Annotated in this window: 19 protein-coding genes and 1 tRNA gene; 7 read left to right on the forward strand and 13 right to left on the reverse strand. The window is 64.2% G+C overall.

The window, feature by feature from the left end:
• Window positions 1-184: 184 nt before the first annotated feature.
• Window positions 185-1,231 carry an aldo/keto reductase gene (locus ABWP89_RS16010; RefSeq protein ID WP_353230543.1) on the reverse strand — a complete coding sequence of 349 codons (1,047 nt, stop codon included), beginning with the start codon at window positions 1,229-1,231 and terminating at the stop codon, window positions 185-187.
• Between the two features lie 70 nt (window positions 1,232-1,301).
• Window positions 1,302-1,994 carry a YiaD family glycine zipper/OmpA-like lipoprotein gene (locus ABWP89_RS16015; protein WP_353230545.1) on the reverse strand — a complete coding sequence of 231 codons (693 nt, stop codon included), beginning with the start codon at window positions 1,992-1,994 and terminating at the stop codon, window positions 1,302-1,304.
• Between the two features lie 319 nt (window positions 1,995-2,313).
• Here ABWP89_RS16015 and ABWP89_RS16020 point away from each other — a divergent pair, with 319 nt between their 5' ends.
• Window positions 2,314-3,702: a hemolysin family protein gene (locus tag ABWP89_RS16020; RefSeq protein ID WP_353230546.1), complete on the forward strand. Its 1,389-nt coding sequence runs from the start codon at window positions 2,314-2,316 to the stop codon at window positions 3,700-3,702.
• A gap of 210 nt (window positions 3,703-3,912) precedes the next feature.
• Here the strand turns inward: ABWP89_RS16020 and ABWP89_RS16025 are convergent, their stop codons facing one another.
• The 9 genes from ABWP89_RS16025 to ABWP89_RS16065 are packed head-to-tail and all read right to left on the reverse strand — an operon-like array spanning window position 3,913 to window position 11,726.
• Window positions 3,913-4,335, reverse strand: a complete 423-nt coding sequence (locus ABWP89_RS16025; RefSeq protein ID WP_353230547.1) for a DUF3035 domain-containing protein — start codon at window positions 4,333-4,335, stop codon at window positions 3,913-3,915.
• Window positions 4,335-4,889 (reverse strand): signal peptidase II, encoded by a 555-nt coding sequence (gene lspA / locus ABWP89_RS16030; protein WP_353230548.1) that lies wholly within the window; start codon window positions 4,887-4,889, stop codon window positions 4,335-4,337. The genes ABWP89_RS16025 and lspA overlap by 1 nt, the downstream gene beginning before the upstream one ends.
• Window positions 4,886-7,717 carry an isoleucine--tRNA ligase gene (ileS, locus tag ABWP89_RS16035; protein ID WP_353230549.1) on the reverse strand — a complete coding sequence of 944 codons (2,832 nt, stop codon included), beginning with the start codon at window positions 7,715-7,717 and terminating at the stop codon, window positions 4,886-4,888. The genes lspA and ileS overlap by 4 nt, the downstream gene beginning before the upstream one ends.
• A gap of 59 nt (window positions 7,718-7,776) precedes the next feature.
• Entirely contained in the window at window positions 7,777-8,703 is a 927-nt protein-coding gene (locus ABWP89_RS16040) for a bifunctional riboflavin kinase/FAD synthetase (RefSeq protein ID WP_353230550.1), read from the reverse strand.
• The gene (locus ABWP89_RS16045) at window positions 8,703-9,188 is read right to left on the reverse strand and encodes a dihydrofolate reductase (RefSeq protein ID WP_353230551.1); all 486 of its coding nucleotides are present in this window, start codon (window positions 9,186-9,188) and stop codon (window positions 8,703-8,705) included. Before ABWP89_RS16045 ends, ABWP89_RS16040 begins: the two co-directional genes overlap by 1 nt.
• A 6-nt stretch (window positions 9,189-9,194) precedes the next feature.
• A complete protein-coding gene (locus tag ABWP89_RS16050) occupies window positions 9,195-10,253 on the reverse strand; it encodes a 5-(carboxyamino)imidazole ribonucleotide synthase (protein ID WP_353230553.1) in 1,059 nt (352 codons plus the stop codon).
• Window positions 10,254-10,267: 14 nt separating this feature from the next.
• Complete coding sequence (gene purE, locus ABWP89_RS16055; RefSeq protein ID WP_353230554.1) at window positions 10,268-10,753, reverse strand: 5-(carboxyamino)imidazole ribonucleotide mutase; 486 nt, start codon at window positions 10,751-10,753, stop codon at window positions 10,268-10,270.
• 51 nt (window positions 10,754-10,804) lie between these two features.
• Window positions 10,805-11,491: a 2,3-diphosphoglycerate-dependent phosphoglycerate mutase gene (gpmA, locus tag ABWP89_RS16060; protein WP_353230555.1), complete on the reverse strand. Its 687-nt coding sequence runs from the start codon at window positions 11,489-11,491 to the stop codon at window positions 10,805-10,807.
• Between the two features lie 49 nt (window positions 11,492-11,540).
• Window positions 11,541-11,726, reverse strand: a complete 186-nt coding sequence (locus ABWP89_RS16065; RefSeq protein WP_353230556.1) for a hypothetical protein — start codon at window positions 11,724-11,726, stop codon at window positions 11,541-11,543.
• A 153-nt stretch (window positions 11,727-11,879) separates the two neighbouring features.
• Between ABWP89_RS16065 and ABWP89_RS16070 the strand changes: the two genes are divergently transcribed.
• From ABWP89_RS16070 to ABWP89_RS16095, 6 genes are all read left to right on the forward strand, one after another.
• Window positions 11,880-11,954: transfer RNA gene (locus ABWP89_RS16070), tRNA-Thr, on the forward strand.
• 135 nt (window positions 11,955-12,089) lie between these two features.
• On the forward strand, window positions 12,090-12,368 hold the full coding sequence (locus tag ABWP89_RS16075; RefSeq protein WP_353230557.1) for a type II toxin-antitoxin system ParD family antitoxin: 279 nt from the start codon (window positions 12,090-12,092) through the stop codon (window positions 12,366-12,368).
• Window positions 12,361-12,654, forward strand: a complete 294-nt coding sequence (locus ABWP89_RS16080; RefSeq protein ID WP_353230558.1) for a type II toxin-antitoxin system RelE/ParE family toxin — start codon at window positions 12,361-12,363, stop codon at window positions 12,652-12,654. Before ABWP89_RS16075 ends, ABWP89_RS16080 begins: the two co-directional genes overlap by 8 nt.
• A 101-nt stretch (window positions 12,655-12,755) precedes the next feature.
• Entirely contained in the window at window positions 12,756-13,280 is a 525-nt protein-coding gene (locus tag ABWP89_RS16085; RefSeq protein WP_353230559.1) for a YcxB family protein, read from the forward strand.
• 214 nt (window positions 13,281-13,494) lie between these two features.
• Window positions 13,495-14,517 carry a threonine aldolase family protein gene (locus tag ABWP89_RS16090; protein ID WP_353230560.1) on the forward strand — a complete coding sequence of 341 codons (1,023 nt, stop codon included), beginning with the start codon at window positions 13,495-13,497 and terminating at the stop codon, window positions 14,515-14,517.
• A gap of 24 nt (window positions 14,518-14,541) precedes the next feature.
• Window positions 14,542-15,480, forward strand: a complete 939-nt coding sequence (locus ABWP89_RS16095; RefSeq protein ID WP_353230562.1) for a DMT family transporter — start codon at window positions 14,542-14,544, stop codon at window positions 15,478-15,480.
• Here the strand turns inward: ABWP89_RS16095 and ABWP89_RS16100 are convergent.
• On the reverse strand, window positions 15,390-16,250 hold the full coding sequence (locus ABWP89_RS16100) for a Rossmann-fold NAD(P)-binding domain-containing protein (protein ID WP_353230564.1): 861 nt from the start codon (window positions 16,248-16,250) through the stop codon (window positions 15,390-15,392). The genes ABWP89_RS16095 and ABWP89_RS16100 overlap by 91 nt on opposite strands.
• 5 nt (window positions 16,251-16,255) lie before the next feature.
• Complete coding sequence (locus ABWP89_RS16105; RefSeq protein WP_353230565.1) at window positions 16,256-17,569, reverse strand: M48 family metalloprotease; 1,314 nt, start codon at window positions 17,567-17,569, stop codon at window positions 16,256-16,258.
• Between the last annotated feature and the right edge of the window lie 3 nt (window positions 17,570-17,572).

Raw genomic sequence — 17,572 nt, forward strand, 5'->3', positions numbered from 1 at the left:
ACTACGAATCAGACATCTGCAACCTTCGCAACCACGATGTGTGAATGCCGTAGCCTGAGGGGTGGGGTTGGGGAGGGGTGTCCGACGTCCGCAAAGACGCGCCAAACACGGGCGTTGGACACTCCCGCCCAACCCTCCCCCTGAGGGGGAGGGCTTTTTATTCAATGCGTTGCACTCATTGCAACTAACCGGCGATTTCAAAAAACGTGTCGAAATCCTCGGTATCGATGGTCGCCTGCATCGCAGCCGAATAGCGGTGGCCGGCGACGGTCTGATGGTTGATCAGCGCGTCGACCTGTGCCGCCAGATCGGCGGGGATCGCCCAGTCCCAGCGCGCGATGTTTTCATGCAGATGCGCCATATTGGCGGTACCGGGAATGGCGACGACATGGTCGCCGCGCGACAGCACCCAGGCGAGCGACAATTGTGCCGGGGTCACGCCTGCGCCCGCCGCCAGTGCGTTGAACTGCTGCAACAGCCCATGGTTGTGCCGCCAGTTGGCCCCTTTGAACCGCGGCATGCCGGGGCGCAGATCGCCGTCATCCAGCGCGGCGGGATCATCCACGCCATTGGCCAGCGCGCCGCGTCCGACCGGTGAAAAGGCCACGAAGGTGGTGCCCGTTTCGCGGCAGGCATCGATCACCGCGATATCGGCCTGGCGCGTCCAGGGGGAATATTCGGTCTGCATCGCGGCAATCGGATGCACCGCGGCCGCGCGCCGCAGCGTATCGGCCGACATTTCCGACAGGCCGATCGCGCCGATTTTGCCTTCGCGCACCAGATCGGCCAGCGCCCCCACCGAATCCTCGATCGGCACAGTGAAATCGCGGCGGTGCATGTAATACAGATCGATATGGTCGGTCTGCAGCAGGCGCAGCGAAATTTCCAGCTGTTCGCGGATCGTTTCTGGCTTGCAATCGATGCCGCGGCGTTCGCCAGTGACGAAAATACCCATCTTGCTGGCCAGAAACACCTTGTCGCGGCGGCCCTGCAGCGCCTGGCCCACCAGCGTTTCGTTGTGGCCCTGGCCATAGAGGCGGGCGGTGTCAAAATGGTCATAGCCCAGATCGACCGCGCGTTGCAGCAGCGCGATGCCCTGTTCATCCGGCGGGCGTTTGGCATAGGCCCAGCTAAGCGACATGCACCCCAGCCCGACCGGATTGGTCAGCCGGCCATTGATCGCCCGACGGTTGACAGTGGCGGTGGCGGTGGCTGAATCGGTTTGCGGCACGAAATTCTCCCTGTTCGCCGTGCCGGATGCCAGCCGGCCCGGCACGGCGTCAAGGACCGCGTGGTAAATCTCAGTTCGATCCTTTGGCCCGCGCGACATCGTCCTGCGTCACCGGCACGATCTTGATTTCCACGCGGCGGTTGGCGGCGCGGCCTTCCAGCGTGTCGTTGGTGGCGACCGGCTGGGTTTCGCCAAAGCCGGTGCTGCGGATGCGCGCCGGTGCCACCCCGCGTGACGACAGGTAATCGGCAACAACGCGCGCGCGGTTGTCGGACAATGTCTGGTTATAGGCCGATGATCCGGTCGAATCGGTGTGGCCATAAACGTCGATCAGCGAATTGGGATAGCGCGCCATGCTGGCGGCAACTTTGTCCAGTGTGTCGCGGAACGCCGGTTTAATCACCGTGCTGTCGGTGTCGAAGGTCACCCCGCTGGGCAGATTGACCAGGATGGCCTGGCCATCATCGACCGATTTCACATCGACGCCGCTGCCGGCGGTCTGTTCCTTCAGCTCCTTGATCTGCTTGTCCATGGTATAGCCGACCGCCGCGCCGGCGATGCCGCCGATCCCGGCACCGATGATCCGCCCGGTGCCGCCGCCGATCAACCCGCCCAGCAGCAACCCGCCCAGCACCCCGGCACTGGCGCCGATCGCGGTGCGCGACACCTTTTGTTGCCCGGTATTGGGATCGGTAACGCACGCCGAAGTGCCGACCAGCGAAACCGCGCAAAGCGACGACAGCAATACCCTGCGATATGTCATGACCATGTCCTTTTCTTCGAATTTTCCCGAGCGATACGCGTATCTGCCCGACTTGCCAGCCCGTTAATGTCTTATCATGACACTAATATCAGGTCGCGCTAAGCGCTACTCATACCTCCCGCCCCGCCTCCCCACCCGACCACCAACGAAACCAGTAGGTTATGGTGGTCGGGCTCGCGAGGCGGGGCGGGAGGTATGACTGCACGTCAGTGCAGCTTCGTATAACCGTGGCTTTGCTGAACGAAATCCGAACGGGAAGCCCCGCGAATGACAGCAGAACTCTTCGCCAAGCCGCACAAACCTGCTAGTGGCTGGCATTGTGACACCTTTTCCCTGGTCAGATGTCGTCATCATTGCCGCGCTGGTGGTGTTGAACGGTTTGTTTTCAATGTCCGAACTGGCGATCGTGTCGGCGCGCCCGGCGCGGCTGAAACTGCGGGCAGAGGCGGGATCGGTCAGCGCGGCGCTGGCGCTCGATCTGGCCAGCGACCAGGGCAAACTGTTATCGACCGCGCAGATCGGCATCACGCTGGTGGGCATTATCACCGGCGCGTTTTCCGGGTCGGAACTGGGCGGGCCGGTGGGCGAACGGCTGGCCGCGCTGGGCGTGCCGGGTCCGCTGGCCGGTGAGGTTGGCTTTGCGCTGGTGATCGCCATTACCACCTATCTCAGCCTGGTGATCGGCGAACTGGTGCCCAAACAGCTGGCGCTGCGGTCGGCCGAACCGATCGCGGTGATCGCCGCGCGGCCGATGGCGATCGTGGCGAAAGTCGCCGCGCCGCTGGTCTGGTTGCTCGACACGTCATCAACGCTGGTGCTGCGGCTGACCGGGGTCGAAAATCCCGGATCGCACGATGTGACCACCGAAGAGCTGGAAATGATCTTTGCCGAGGCCACCCGCACCGGCGTGATCGAAGAAGACGAACGCGCGCTGATGACCACGGTGATGCGGCTGGCCGAACGCCCGGTGCGCGACCTGATGACCCCGCGCACCGAATTGCACTGGATCGATGCCCGCGTTTTTTCCGGGCCGCAGGATTTGTGCGACGACACCGCTGACAGCGATGCTGCGGACGCGATCGCGCAGGGCAGCGCATTGCGCGATGCGATCGCCGGGTGCCCGCATTCGCTGGTGCTGGTCGCCGATGGTTCGGTGGATAGCGTGGTGGGCGTGGTGCGGGTGCGCGATGTGTTGCAGGCGCTGGTGCGCGGTGACCGCGCAGAGCTGGGCAATTTGATGAAAAAGCCGGCGATCGTGCCCGATCAGCTCGATTCGATGGATGCCCTGCGCCAGATCCAGTTGGCCGAAGTGGCGCTGGCGCTGGTGCACGACGAATATGGCCATCTGGAAGGGATCGTCACCCCGGCCGATCTGCTGGATGCGATTGCCGGCACGTTTGTGGCGCATGGCGATGACGGCGATACGCCGATGCTGATCGTGCGCGAAGACGGATCGCTGCTGATTTCAGGCGCCTTGCCCGCCGATGCCATGGCCGACCGGCTGGGCATCGATCTGCCCGAAGACCGCGACTATGCCACAGTTGCCGGGTTCGCGCTGTCAGTGCTGAAACGCCTGCCCCACGAAGGCGAACACTTTGTCAGCCAGGGCTGGCGCTTTGAAGTGATCGACATGGACGGCCGCAAGATCGACAAGCTGCTGGCCGACCGCATCAAACACCTGCCCGTGCTATCCACGCTGGATGGATAGGGCTTGGTGGATCGGTAAAATACCGGAAAACGAACCTCCGCTCGTGCTGAGCTTGTCGAAGCATGCGCGCCTCCGCCCGCCCCGCGCGCTTGCGACGCGTGATGGGGCGGATGTCGCGCGTGTCCTTCGACAAGCTCAGGATGAGCGGGTCTTGTAAAATTGTCCGGCTGAATCAACCCGCCCATCACATCGACGCGGGTCGCATCACGCTCAATTCCCGGTCGTCGCCTGCGCGGCGGTGCTGCTGGATTCGGGCGCCTTCACAATATCGCGCACGCCAGCGCCCTTTGGCACGGTCTGGGTCTTGGGATCGCCGACCGTGCTGCGGATGGCCGGCGATGATGCGCCAGCCTTGCCCAGCGTGTCGGTTTCAACCGCACTGCGCGGGGCTGCGCCGCCAAACAGCACATCCAGCGCCTGGCGGCTGCTGTCGACATCCTGCGGACGCGGGGCGCCGGGATTGGGCGGGGTCAGCGCGAAATCGGGCGGCACCACCAGCGGCGCCTGGCGCGTCACCGCGAATTCATCGGGGCGAACGCGGTTGAACAGCGAGGAATGCGAACTGCACCCACCCAGCAGGCCGGCCAGCGCCACCGCAAAACCAGCATAAGAAACAACGGCGGTCTTGCGCATTACAAATTCTCCGTAGGGGGCTTTGCACCATCCTGCCCGCGCTTTTCGCCGGAAAGCAGCGAACGGGCAAGCAGTATCAGCACGCCAAAAGTGATCGCCGCGTCGGCGCAATTGAAGATCAGAAAGGGCCGCCAGGCCCCGATATGCAGATCGGCGTAGTCGATGACATAGCCGAACGCCACCCGGTCATAGATATTGCCCAGCGCGCCGCCCAGCACCAACCCCAGCCCGATCACATCAGCGCGGCGCCGTTCAACCAGCAACCAGCCGGCCACACCCAGCGCAATCGCCCCGGTCACCGCGATCAGGATCAACCGCATATGCGCCGTGCTGGCGGTAAACAGTCCGAGCGACACACCAAGATTCTGCGTATAACGCAGCGCGAACACCGGCAGGATGGGAATCGCATCAACCTGGGCCAGCGCGACCGGCCCGGTCAACAGCGCCTTTATCCCGCGATCGATCGCAAACACCAGCAGCGCCAGGCCATAACCGAACGCGCGGCGCGACCATGTTTCAAACGCGCGCGCGCCGGGGGATCGCCGCACGCTCATGCCGAAATTCCATCCAGTTCAGCCACCACATCATCACAACGCGCGCACAGCGCATTGTCCTGCGCCACATCAGGCAGATGGCGTCGGCAGCGGCCGCATTTGTGATCAGTGGTGCGGGCAACCGCGATTGTTGCACCGCGCGTGACCGTGGCGGTGATGAACAGTTCGGCCAGCACCGCCTCTGCCACACCGGGCGCCGCATCCGCCGGCACGGTGACCGCCGCTTCCAGCCCGGACCCCACGATCTTGTCGCGGCGCAGCGGCTCGATCGCTTCGTTGACCGCAGTGCGGAGCGCGCGCAGCGCCTGCCACTGGTCTTCGTCCACGCTGACTGCGGGGACATCGGGCCATTCCAGCAAGTGCACGCTGGACGCCGCCGGATAGCGGGTGCCCCACACTTCTTCGGCGGTGAACACCAGTACCGGCGCGGCATAGCGCACCAGCGCATGGAACAGCATGTCGAGCACGGTGCGGCAGGCGCGGCGGGTGACCGACCCGGCGGCATCGCAATAGAGGCTGTCCTTGCGGATATCGAAGAAGAACGCCGACAGATCATCGTTGCAGAAATCGGTCAGCGTGCGGACATAAGTGTTGAAATCAAAATCATCGACTGCCTGCCGCAGCGTGGCATCCAGCCCGCCCAATCGCGCCAGCACATAGCGTTCCAGGTCCGGCATCTGATCGACCGGCAGCCGTTCCGCTTCATCAAACCCGTCGAGTGCACCCAGCAGATAGCGGAACGTGTTGCGCAATTTGCGGTACTGGTCGGCCACCCCGGCCAGGATTTCCTTGCCGATGCGATGATCTTCGGTGAAATCGACCGACAGCGCCCACAACCGCAGGATATCCGCGCCATAATCGCGCATCAGATCGATCGGGCTGATCGTGTTGCCCAGCGATTTGGACATTTTCATGCCCTTGGCATCCATGGTGAAACCGTGCGTCAGCACTGCCTTGTACGGCGCGGTACCGCGCGTGGCACAGCATTCCAGCAGCGACGACTGAAACCAGCCGCGATGCTGGTCCGACCCTTCAAGGTACAGATCCGCCCATGGGCCGACATGGCCGTCGGGCCGCGTCAGATCGGGCCAGCGCCCGCTTTCCAGCACGAACGCGTGGGTCGATCCCGAATCGAACCACACGTCCAGGATGTCGGTCACGCGTTCGTAATCATCAGCGGCGTGATCGGGGCCGAGGTATTCGCCGGCGCGCGCTTCATCCCATGCGTCAACGCCTTCGTCTGCGATAGCGGCCACGATCCGTGCGTTGACCGCCGGATCGACCAGCACGTCACCGGTCTGGCGGTGGACAAACAGCGTCAGCGGCACGCCCCATGCGCGTTGGCGCGACAGCACCCAGTCGGGGCGGCCTTCGACCATTGCGCCGATGCGGTTGCGGCCTTTTTCCGGCACGAAGCGGGTTTCGGCAATCGCCTTCACCGCGCGTTCGCGCAAGGTGCGCGGCGCCAGCATCGCATCCAGATCGTCTGCGCCCGGGGGCAGGATCGGCGGGATCGCCTTGTCCATCGGCACGAACCATTGCGGCGTGCAGCGAAAGATCACCTTGGCCTTTGACCGCCACGAATGCGGATAGGAATGGCGGTAATCGGCGCTGGCGGCGACCAGCGCGCCAACCTCGGCCAGGGCCGTGCAGACCGGGCCGTCGGGGGCATTGAATTTTGGATTGATCACGCTGCCTTCGCCCGGCAGCCAGGCCCAGTCGGCGCGGTAGCGGCCATCGCCTTCGACCGCGAACACCGGTTCGATCCCGTGCGCCTTGCACAGAATGAAATCGTCTTCGCCATGGTCGGGCGCCATGTGCACGAGGCCCGTGCCGGATTCGGTGGTGACGAAATCACCCGCCAGGAACGGCCGCGGCCGCGCATAGAACCCGCCCAGCGCATGCATCGGGTGGCGCGCCACAGTGCCATCGAGCGCAGCGCCCTTGATGTAGAACTGCATAGTGTGGCTGTCGGCGCCGATGCGCTTCACAAAGGCATCGACCAGCGGTTCGGCCACCAGATAGCGCGCATCGCCCACCGCGATCACGAAATAATCGATCGCCTTGCCATAGGCGATCGCCTGGTTGGCGGGGATCGTCCAGGGCGTGGTGGTCCAGATTACCGCCCGCACCCCGATCAGATCGGGATCGGGGCATTCGACAATTTCGAACGCCACGTCGATCTGCGTGCTGGTGATATCCTCGTATTCAATCTCCGCCTCGGCCAGCGCGGTTTTTTCGACCGGGCTCCACATCACCGGTTTGGCCCCGCGATAGATCTGCCCGGTTTCGGCAAAGCGCATCAGTTCGCGCACGATGGTCGCCTCGGCGGCGAAATCCATGGTCAGATAGGGATTGTCCCAATCGGCATTGATGCCCAGCCGTTTCAGCTGTTCACGCTGTACATCGACCCAGCCGCGCGCATAGGCGCGGCATTCCGCGCGAAATTCGCGCGGCGGCACTTCGTCCTTGTTCAGCTTTTTCTTGCGGTAAAGCTCTTCGACTTTCCATTCGATCGGCAGCCCGTGGCAATCCCAGCCGGGCACATAGGGCGCATCAAACCCGCGCAACGATCGCGTGCGCACCACCATATCCTTAAGAATATGGTTCAGCGCGTGGCCGATATGCATATCGCCATTGGCATAAGGCGGGCCATCGTGAAGGATGAACTTTTCGCGCCCCGCGCGTGCATCGCGCAAAGCGCGATACAGATCGTCGGATTGCCAGCGCGCCAGAATCCCCGGCTCTTTTTGCGGCAGGCCTGCCTTCATCGGGAACTCGGTCTTCGGCAGGAAGACGGTCGGACGATAGTCGCGCTCTTGGGTCATGTGACTTGGCCCTTAGCGGTGTTGCGGGGTTCCTGCAATTGAGGACCGGTTGGGTTGGGTTAGAGCTTTGCCAACAGGGCCCGCGCCTCGTCACAATCCAGTGCGATCTGCGCCATCATCGCATCAAGGCTGTCGAATTTCCATTCGCCGCGCAGGAAATGATGAAACGCGACCTCGATCTCCTGACCATAGAGATCTTCTGCGAAATCAAAGAAATGCGGTTCCAGCAATTCCTTGGGCGGGTCAAACGTCGGACGGATGCCCAGATTGGCCGCACCGTGCAGCACGCGCCCGTCGGCCAGCCGCCCGGTGACCGCATAAATGCCGTAACGCGGGCGCAAATATTGGTCCATCAGCAGGTTGGCGGTGGGAAAGCCGATGGTGCGGCCCACTTTGTCGCCATGCAGCACGGGGCCGCGCACCGCAAACGGCCGCGTCATCAGTTGCGTGGCGGTCATGCAATCGCCCGCCACCAGCGCATCGCGGATACGGCTGGATGAAACCACCGCTTCACCGGTCGATACCGGGCCGATCGCACGGGTGCGCAGGCCAAGCGCGCCGCCCAATTCGGCCAGCACCGCGACATTGCCACCGCGGCCCTTGCCAAAGGTGAAATCTTCGCCGGTGACCACGCCGCTGGCGCCCAGCCGGCCGACCAGCAGATCGGCCACGAATGCGGCCGCGGTGGTGCCCGCCAGCACGCTGTCAAAGCCGAACACCAGCATCGCATCGGCCCCGGCGGCGGTAAACAGTTCTTCGCGCTGGTCGAGCGTGGTCAGCCGGAAATGCGGGGCATCGGGCTGAAAATGGCGCACCGGGTGCGGATCGAACGTGGCGATGATCGCTGGCCGGCCTTCCGCCCGCGCCCAGTCCACCGCCGCGCGCGCGACCGCCTGATGACCCTGGTGAAACCCGTCGAAATTGCCCAGCGCGATGACCGCGCCCTGCATGGAATCCGGCAAAGGCTGGCGCGCATCGAACCGCATCAGGCATCCGCCCGTTGATACGACACGAAATCGAACGCCGGGCGGGTATCCTGCGCCGGATGGCTCTCACGCCTGACTTCGCGCCAGTGCAGGCCCGGCGCCGGCATCACCGTATCGCCGGCAAATACCCCGTGGACCTCGGTCAGTTCCAGCCGGGTGGCATGGTTTTCAAACAGCGCGATCACCTCCGCGCCGCCGATCACCGCCGCATCCGGCCCGGCCAGGGCCAGCGCCGCATCGACACTGCAGGCCGCTTCGGCGCCAGCGTGCCGCCAGGTGGCATCGCGGGTCAGCACGATGTGGCGCCGGCCGGGCAGCCGGCCTGGCAGCGAGTCAAACGTCTTGCGCCCCATGATCATCGCGCGCCCCATCGTCAGCGCCTTGAACCGCCGCAAATCGTCGGGCAAGTGCCACGGCAGGCGGCCCAGATGCCCGATGGTGCCATCGTGCGCGCGGGCGACGATAATGGTCAGTCCGTCTGCCATGGGCTGTTACAGAATCAACCGCGTGACATGGCCCATCTTGCGACCGGGCAGCACCGCCGCCTTGCCATACAGGTGCAGATGGTTGGCCGGGTCGGACAGGATTGTCGCCCAGTCGTGCGCGGCATCACCGATCAGGTTGTCCATCACCGTGCCGCGCGCGGCCAGTGCTGTGGCCCCCAGCGGCAGGCCGCAGATTGCGCGGACATGGTTTTCAAACTGGCTGGTCAGCGCGCCCTCGATCGTCCAGTGGCCCGAATTGTGCACGCGCGGCGCCATTTCGTTGAACACCGGGCCGTGGTCGGTGGCAAAAAATTCCAGCGTCAGCACACCGACATAATCCAGCGCATCGGCGACTTTGCCCGCCAGCACGCGCGCCGCAGCCACTTGCGCGGCAATGGCCGCGGGCGCCGGCACGGTTGACCGTGCCAGAATACCATCGACATGGTGGTTGTGCGCCGAATCCCAGAACGCGATGGCGCCATCGCCACCCCGCACCAGGATCACCGAAAATTCGCCGAAGAAGTCCACAAAACCTTCGTAGATCAGCGGCACGTCGGGCAGGTCCAGCGCCTGGCCCTGCTCCGCCGTCATGATCCGCCATTGACCTTTGCCATCATACCCGTCGCGCCGGGTTTTCAGGATTCCGGGGGTACCGATTGCCGCCATCGCCGCCGCCAGATCGGCCTCGCTATCGACCGCCTGCCACGGTGCGGTGCGCCCGCCCAGTGCATCGACAAAGCGTTTTTCATTGACCCGGTCCTGCGCCACTTCCAGCGCGCGGGCGGGCGGATACAGCGGTGCATGCGGGGTTATTGCCGCGAGTGGCGCCACCGGCACGTTTTCAAATTCATAGGTGACCACGCCGCAATTCGCGGCAAACGCCGCCAGCGCGGCGGTGTCGTCAAACGCCCCCTGCGTGAATTGCGCCGCGACATCGGCGGCGATGGGATCGCCCTCTGGCGCGTAGATATGGCAGCGATAGCCCAGTTGCGCCGCCGCCAGCGCGATCATCCGGCCCAGCTGCCCGCCGCCCAGAATGCCGATCGTTTCGCCAGGGGGGATCATGTCGCGCGTGCCATTCAGACCGGCCGCTCTGCCACCGCGGCGGCCTGTTCGGCGCGCAGCGCGATCAGCCGTTCGGCCAGCGCAGGATCGGATGTGGCCAGGATCGACGCCGCCAGCAGCCCGGCATTGGTCGCCCCCGCCGCGCCGATCGCCAGCGTGGCCACCGGCACCCCGGCGGGCATTTGCACAATCGACAACAGGCTGTCGAGCCCGGACAGCGCGCGCGATTGCACCGGCACGCCCAGCACCGGCAGGTGGGTCATCGCCGCCACCATGCCCGGCAAATGCGCCGCCCCGCCCGCGCCGGCGATGATCACGCGAAAGCCCTGCTCCGCCGCGCCTTTGGCAAAGGTCACCATGCGGTCGGGGGTGCGGTGCGCCGAAACGATCCGGCAATCATGCCCCACGCCCAGCCGGTCGAGCACGGCGGCAGCGCCCTGCATGGTTTCCCAGTCGGACTGGCTGCCCATGATGATCGCCACCGGCACGCTTGCGGTCATGGCCAGGCCCCCCTTTTCAACGATCCACCTTCAACGATCCACGTTTAACAATCAACGTTCGGACAGGTAATAGCGGTCGACCGCCGCCAGCGTATCATCCAGGTCATAGATGATCGGCTGACCGGTCGGGATTTCCAGCCCGGTGATATCGGCATCGGAAATGCCCGACAGATGTTTGACCAGCGCGCGCAGCGAATTGCCATGCGCCGATACGATCACGGTTTCACCCGCACGCAGCGCCGGGGTGATAGCAGATTCGTAATAGGGCAGCACCCGCGCGATGGTGTCCTTCAGGCTTTCGGTCGCGGGCACGGTGATCCCGGCATAGCGCGGATCGCCCGCCAGATCGAATGCACTGCCCGGTTCCAGCGGCGGCGGCGGCACATCAAAACTGCGGCGCCAGATCTTCACCTGGTCATCGCCGTGCAGCGCAGCGGTTTCGGCCTTGTCCAGCCCGGTCAGCGCGCCGTAGTGGCGTTCGTTCAGCCGCCAGTCCTTGGTTTCGGGCACCCACAGTCGCCCCGCCGCCTCCAGCACCAGGTGCAACGTTTTGATCGCGCGTGTTTGCAGCGAAGTGAACGCCACCGTCGGCAATACGCCCCGTTCGCGCAGCAGCGTGCCGGCAGCCAGCGCTTCGGCCGCGCCCTGCGCGGTCACATCGACATCCCACCACCCGGTAAAGCGGTTTTCCAGGTTCCACTGCGACTGGCCATGGCGGACAAGGATCAGACGGGGCATCGGGTTTCCTGCGGGTCAGATACGGAAGAAGCGCGAAGTAGCGGCTGGATCAGGGTTTGGAAAGGTCGGTTTTATCGGCTTCACCCGCCGCCTCCCCCGCGGCCTCCCCCGCGGCTAGCGCGCGCGACTGCGCCTTGCGGCGGTGCAGATTGGCGCGCAATTGTTCGGCCAGCCTGGCCTGCCGTTCGCTTTTGGCGTCAGCGGGCGCGGATGGCGGGGGAACGTGATCGGTCATCGCCCCTGCTGTGGCGAATGCCGGTTGACCGCGCAAGTCCTGCTTGGCGCGCGACGCCCAAGCCCTGCTTGACAAACCGCCCCCCCACAGCCAAAGGGCGCGCCTGCCCCGGCGTGCCATGCACAGGTCTGCCGGGCACGCGGGAAATGACGTGCTGCTGTAGCTCAGTGGTAGAGCGCATCCTTGGTAAGGCTGAGGTCGGGAGTTCAATCCTCCCCAGCAGCACCATTTCCCCCAGATCTCCACAATGGGTGTTTGCAAAACCACGCGGTTACGGGGGTTGGCCGTGCCGCATTGTGCGTTGATGCCATGCGCTGGTGTGTTATAGTATGAATATCGCATACCAAACAGGCCATTGCCATCATGTCGAACGTTGAGCGAATGACCGTCGTTGTCCCCGCACCCATGGCCGACAGGATTCGGGCGGCGGTTGCATCTGGCAATTATGCATCGGCCAGCGAAGTCGTGCGCGACGCGATGCGGTTATGGAGTGACCGCCGCCATTTCCGCGACGAAGAACTGGCTGCGCTCCGCTCTGCGTGGGATGCGGGCAAGGCCAGCGGCAGCGCCGGGCCGCTCAATATGACCTCGATCATCGACGAAGCGAGAACGGAACGGGCCGCCATCGACGGACATGACTGATATCGTCGTATCACGGCGGGGCCGGGACGATTTCAAGCGCATTTGGCGCTATATCGCGCTCGACAATGAAGACGCCGCCGATCGCCTGTTGCTGGCATTGGATACCAAGATCGAGCGGTTGCGCACTTATCCGGAATTGGGCAGCCGCCGGGATGAGATCCGGCCGGGCGCCAGGGTGCTGGTTCATGGCGCATATCTGGTGTTGTACGAATATCAACCAGCACGCGACACGGTTGAGATCGTCGCCATCGTCGAAGGAATGCGCGACCTTGGCCAGTTGTTTTGACCAGGACCATTGTTTATAATTTTACCTTTTAAAATCAATTAATTACTAATTTTATAGACTGCCGCCGGAACTCTTGCAGTCAGTTGCCCGAAGCGTTTACGATGCGGACCATGCAAACCGTATCCTATCAACCCATCGCGGCCGACCTCATCGAGGCTAACCGCTTGTACTATGTGTCATCAATGCGCAGTCAAGGTGCGATAAAAATCTTCACTCTGAGTGTATTGGTATTTTCCGGCATAGCCATATCCGAAGTATGGAATGAGGGTATTTATAGCATAGTCACCGCATTTTTTGTCGGACTGCTTCTCGGAACAGTCTTTGTCATTGGCGCATTGTCAGTGCAATACTTTTTAATCCCGCGTCTCGCGCGTAAAAATTTCGATCAGCAAAAAACATTGCAGGACCATGTTGAATTGGTTTGGACAGATGTTGAGATTATACGCAAAACGGCCCGCAGCCAAAGCACGCTTAGCTGGTCTGATTTTCGGAAAATGTACCGAAGCAAACAGGTTGTTGTACTGATGCAAAGCGATCGGGCGTTTAACCACATACCCTTGCGTGCCCTGACACCAGAACAAACGGCCAGCATCGAAGAATATTTCGCAAGGGCCCATCTGGGCTAACCGCAGTCATATCACATCACGCTGAGCCAGCCCGCCTGCTCTCTGGGTCACATCCGGGCACCCTTTTTCGCAGCGGGCGCAACAGTGCCCCATATTGTCGATGACTTTCATTCCTGCTCAAAGCGGTTAATACTAGCGGTTAGCCGCGATTCCTTCTTCGCGTGCATCATCGGCGGCTTGACCGGCGCGTAAAGGCGCAGCATGCGCTTGCGCCATGCACTTCTTTTCCGACAACGCCGCCGCCATCCACCCCCGCGTCTGGGCCGCCATGCAGGCGGCCGATGCGCCCGATCACGGGTATGATGGCGATGCGCTGTCGCGGCGGCTGGATGGGGCGTTTTCCGACCTGTTCGGTCAACCGGCGACCGCGCTGTGGGTGGCCACCGGCACCGCCGCCAATTGCCTCGCACTGGCGGCGATGGTGCCGCCCGATGGCGGGGTGGTGTGCCACCGCGAGGCCCATATCGAAGTCGACGAGGGCGGCGCGCCGGGGTTTTACACCCATGGTGCCAAACTGATGCTGGCCGAGGGCGACGCGGCAAAGTTGACGACTGAAACGATCAGTGCCGTGCTCGAACCGATTCGCGACAATGTGCATCAGGTGCAGCCACGCGCGATTTCGATCACCCAGTCGACCGAATATGGCCGGGTTTATACGCCGCAGGAAGTGGCTGCGATCGGCGCGCTGGCGCAGGCGCGCGATCTTTGGTTGCACATGGATGGCGCGCGGTTTGCCAATGCCGTGGCGCATCTGGGCTGCCACCCGGCGGCGGTGACGGTCGATGCCGGGGTCGATGCGCTCAGCTTCGGGTTTGTCAAAAACGGAGGGATGGGGGCCGAAGCGATCGTGCTGTTTGGCGAAGCGCAAGGCCTGGCCGATCCGATCCGTCGCGCGCGCAAACGCGCCGGGCACCTGCAATCCAAAGGGCGCTATCTGGCGGCACAGATCCTGGCGCTGCTGGAGGGCGATCTGTGGCTGACCAATGCCCGCGCGGCCAATCACGCCGCCGCCGAACTGGCCGCCGCCGCTGGTACCCGGTTGATCCACCCGGTTGAGGCGGATGAGGTGTTTCTGGTGCTGTCACCGGCAGAAGCAGCGGCCCTGCGCAACGCCGGATTTGATTTTTATGACTGGAATGCACCGCCCGGCACGCCCGGCGCGGCACGGCTGGTGACGGCCTGGAACAGCAATCCGGCGCATGTGGCGGCGCTGGCACGGGCCATCGCGGCGTTATGATCGCCACGCCATGACGGATATTCGATGACGGTCACCCATCTGCAGGACCCGCGCGGCCCGCGCGCCGATCTGCGCCTGATTGCCGCGTTCATCACCACCGCACTGGTATGGGGATCAACCTGGCTGGTGATCAAAGCCCAGATCGGCGTAGTCCCGGCCAGCTGGTCGGTCACCTGGCGCTTTGCCGGGGCGGCGGCGGGCATGTTTGCGCTGGGCCTGGTGCGCGGTGATATTCGCGTGGGCGCGCTGGTGCCCGAACGCGCCGTAATGATCCGCGCCGGGCTGATCGGGATCAGCCTGTTCTGCCTGAATTTCCAGTTCGTCTATCGCGCCGAAACGCACCTGACATCGGGGCTGGTGGCGGTGGTGTTTGCGCTGCTGATCCTGCCAAACACGGTGCTGGGGCGGATTTTTCTGGGCACCCCGGTAACGCGCGGGTTTATGATCGGTTCGGCCATCGCCTTTGCCGGCATCGTGCTGTTGATGATCCACGAATACCGCACCGCCGGGGCGGGCAGCGATGTTCCTTTGGGGGCGGGCATGACAGTGGTGGCGCTGTTATGCTGTTCGATCGGCAATCTGGTCCAGGCGGGCAAAGTCATGCGGCAAGTGCCGGCCACTATGGTGCTGGGCTGGGCGATGCTGATCGGGGCCTGTGCCGATGTCGTCGTGGCCTGGGTGCTATCAGGGCCGCCGGTGTTCGACTGGTCGCCGGCCTACCTGGGCAGCGTGGCCTATCTGGCGCTGGTCGGGTCGGTGCTCACGTTCCCCTTGTACAACCTGCTGCTGCGCGAAATGGGGCCGGGGCCCGCCGCCTATAACGGGGTACTGGTGCCCATTGTCGCGATGCTGCTGTCAACCGTGTTTGAAAACTATCGCTGGTCGGCGTTCAACGCGGCGGGCGCGGCGCTGTCGCTGACCGGGCTGGTGGTTGCGCTCAAATCGCGCAACCCTTCGCGATAGGTTGGAAAACGCGGGCGCCAGCCCAGCACGCGCCGCGCCCGACCATTGGCCACCCGGCGGTTTTCGGCATAGAACGCCAGCGCCATCGGTGACAGCGCGGCATCGGCCAGCGGCACCAGCGGCGGTGGTATGACCCCCATCAGCCGCGCCGCTTCTTCAATCACGGCATTGGCGTCGCACGGTTCGTCATCGGCCAGGTTGTACACCCCCGCCGGCCCCGCCATGCCGGCAATCACACCGCCGGCTATGTCATCGACATGCACCCGGCTGAACACCTGGCCCGGCGCGATCAGCCGCCGCGCACTGCCATCGCGCAACCGGTCAAACGCGCTGCGCCCCGGGCCATAGATGCCCGGCAGACGGAACACGCGCACGCGGTTTTCAGCGCGCTGCGCATCCAGCGCCTGCCACGCCAGATCCGCCTCACTGCGCGCGCTGCGCCGCCCGTGGCCGATGGGTGCGGTTTCATCCACCCAGGCCCCGCCACAATCGCCATAAACCCCGGTGGACGACAGATAGCCGATCCAGCGCGCCAGGCCGTCGCACAATGCCCCGCCATATGTGGCCAGCACGGCGTCGGTGCCATCACGGCTGGGCGGCACGCTGGACAGCACATGGCTGGCCCTGGCCAGCGCCGCGTGCACCGCCGCGCTGTCATCAAACGCGATTGTGCCGCCGCGCCCGGTGCCATCCACCCGCCAGCCTTGCGCACTGAGCCGGCGCGCCAGCACCCCCGCGCTATAGCCCATGCCGAAAACGAACAGCCGCATCCCGGTCAATGCGCCGGCAGCGCGGGATCGGGCAGCGGCGGTGGCTCTACCTCGGTTGCGTGCGGCACGTGATCCTGTTTCCAGTGCATCGCCCGCAGCACGCGGGTGCGCCCCGATGGATGGTCAAAAAACAGCGCTTCTTGCCAGGCCGGGGGCGAAATCTTGCGGTAGGATGCCAGTTGCATCGCCGCCAGCGCAAAGCCATCGGGTTCGCGCGCGGTGTCGAGCCCGAACGCATCGGCCGCATTTTCCGCGCTGCGCACCAGCGTGTTGGACAGCGGCAGGCACAGCAGCGACAGCAGGGTGAACAGCGCGAACAACACCGGCACCGCGGCCGGATCATCGATCCCGCGCAAACCGCTCCGCCGCCCGCCCAGGGCCAGAACCGCCGGTGCGGCGCGCAAAATCAGCCAGAATTGCAGCGCTGACAGCAGTGCCCCCAGCACGATCGCGCGCCACACGTGGTTCAGCACATAGTGGCCCATTTCGTGCCCGACCACGGCCGCCACCTCTGCCACATCGGCGGTTTTGACCAGCGTATCGGTCAGGCTGATCTGCACGGTCGGGCCCAATCCGGAAACATTGGCGGAAATGCGGTCATTCTGCCGCGACGCGTTGTAAACCACGATGTGATCGACGGGGATGTGGTTGGCGGCCGCCATAGCCTCAATCCGGGTGCGCAGCGGCCCCGCCGGCAGATCGGTATAGGCGTTGAACAGCGGCATGAAGAACACCGGCATGATCAGCACCGACAATGCCGTGATCACCGCCACCGCGCCCGCGCCAACCAGCCACCACAGACGCGGAAAGCCGCGCATGACCGCGTTGATCACCGTCAGCACCAGCCCGCCGACCACCAGCAGGATCACCGCTTCAACCGCCTGTTCGCCCAGCCAGCCGCCAAACCCCATGTTCATCTGCCCGAACCGGCGTTCGCGCCAATAATCGACATAGATCGACCAGGGCAGTTCCAGCAGCGCCAGCCCGGCCAGAAACGTCATGGCCACCACAATCATCACCACCCACGGCCGCCAGCCCTGCCGCCGCAGGGCATCGCGTACCCTGACCAGCACCCGGCTGCGCGCAATGATCCAGCAGATCAGCAGCGTGACCAGCGCCGACAGCACGTTCAGCCACAGCGTTCCGTCAAAATAGGCATCCGACCGCGCACGCGCCGCCGGGCTCAACATCGCCAGATAGCGCGCGGCGGCATGTTCGGCATCGAACCCCGCCGCCCGCGCCGTCGCCGGAACCAGCACCAACCCGCCTGTCAGGCCCGGCAGCATCATCCGTGTCATCGCCCTGTATGCGCCCGCCATGGC

The sequence above is a fragment of the Novosphingobium sp. genome (assembly GCF_040398825.1).
Classification (GTDB): Bacteria; Pseudomonadota; Alphaproteobacteria; order Sphingomonadales; family Sphingomonadaceae; genus Novosphingobium.

What these genes read in the sequence shown, in the direction of transcription:
- ABWP89_RS16040 (WP_353230550.1), bottom strand. Translation starts at nt 8,703, where the DNA reads ATGCGGTTCGATGCGCGCCAGCCTTTGCCGGATTCCATGCAGGGCGCG.
- ABWP89_RS16105 (WP_353230565.1), bottom strand. Translation starts at nt 17,569, where the DNA reads ATGGCGGGCGCATACAGGGCGATGACACGGATGATGCTGCCGGGCCTG.
- ABWP89_RS16065 (WP_353230556.1), bottom strand. Translation starts at nt 11,726, where the DNA reads ATGACCGATCACGTTCCCCCGCCATCCGCGCCCGCTGACGCCAAAAGC.
- ABWP89_RS16025 (WP_353230547.1), bottom strand. Translation starts at nt 4,335, where the DNA reads ATGCGCAAGACCGCCGTTGTTTCTTATGCTGGTTTTGCGGTGGCGCTG.
- ABWP89_RS16075 (WP_353230557.1), top strand. Translation starts at nt 12,090, where the DNA reads ATGTCGAACGTTGAGCGAATGACCGTCGTTGTCCCCGCACCCATGGCC.
- lspA (WP_353230548.1), bottom strand. Translation starts at nt 4,889, where the DNA reads ATGAGCGTGCGGCGATCCCCCGGCGCGCGCGCGTTTGAAACATGGTCG.
- gpmA (WP_353230555.1), bottom strand. Translation starts at nt 11,491, where the DNA reads ATGCCCCGTCTGATCCTTGTCCGCCATGGCCAGTCGCAGTGGAACCTG.
- ABWP89_RS16095 (WP_353230562.1), top strand. Translation starts at nt 14,542, where the DNA reads ATGACGGTCACCCATCTGCAGGACCCGCGCGGCCCGCGCGCCGATCTG.
- ABWP89_RS16080 (WP_353230558.1), top strand. Translation starts at nt 12,361, where the DNA reads ATGACTGATATCGTCGTATCACGGCGGGGCCGGGACGATTTCAAGCGC.
- ileS (WP_353230549.1), bottom strand. Translation starts at nt 7,717, where the DNA reads ATGACCCAAGAGCGCGACTATCGTCCGACCGTCTTCCTGCCGAAGACC.
- ABWP89_RS16015 (WP_353230545.1), bottom strand. Translation starts at nt 1,994, where the DNA reads ATGACATATCGCAGGGTATTGCTGTCGTCGCTTTGCGCGGTTTCGCTG.
- ABWP89_RS16050 (WP_353230553.1), bottom strand. Translation starts at nt 10,253, where the DNA reads ATGATCCCCCCTGGCGAAACGATCGGCATTCTGGGCGGCGGGCAGCTG.
- ABWP89_RS16090 (WP_353230560.1), top strand. Translation starts at nt 13,495, where the DNA reads ATGCACTTCTTTTCCGACAACGCCGCCGCCATCCACCCCCGCGTCTGG.
- ABWP89_RS16085 (WP_353230559.1), top strand. Translation starts at nt 12,756, where the DNA reads ATGCGGACCATGCAAACCGTATCCTATCAACCCATCGCGGCCGACCTC.
- ABWP89_RS16100 (WP_353230564.1), bottom strand. Translation starts at nt 16,250, where the DNA reads ATGCGGCTGTTCGTTTTCGGCATGGGCTATAGCGCGGGGGTGCTGGCG.
- purE (WP_353230554.1), bottom strand. Translation starts at nt 10,753, where the DNA reads ATGACCGCAAGCGTGCCGGTGGCGATCATCATGGGCAGCCAGTCCGAC.
- ABWP89_RS16045 (WP_353230551.1), bottom strand. Translation starts at nt 9,188, where the DNA reads ATGGCAGACGGACTGACCATTATCGTCGCCCGCGCGCACGATGGCACC.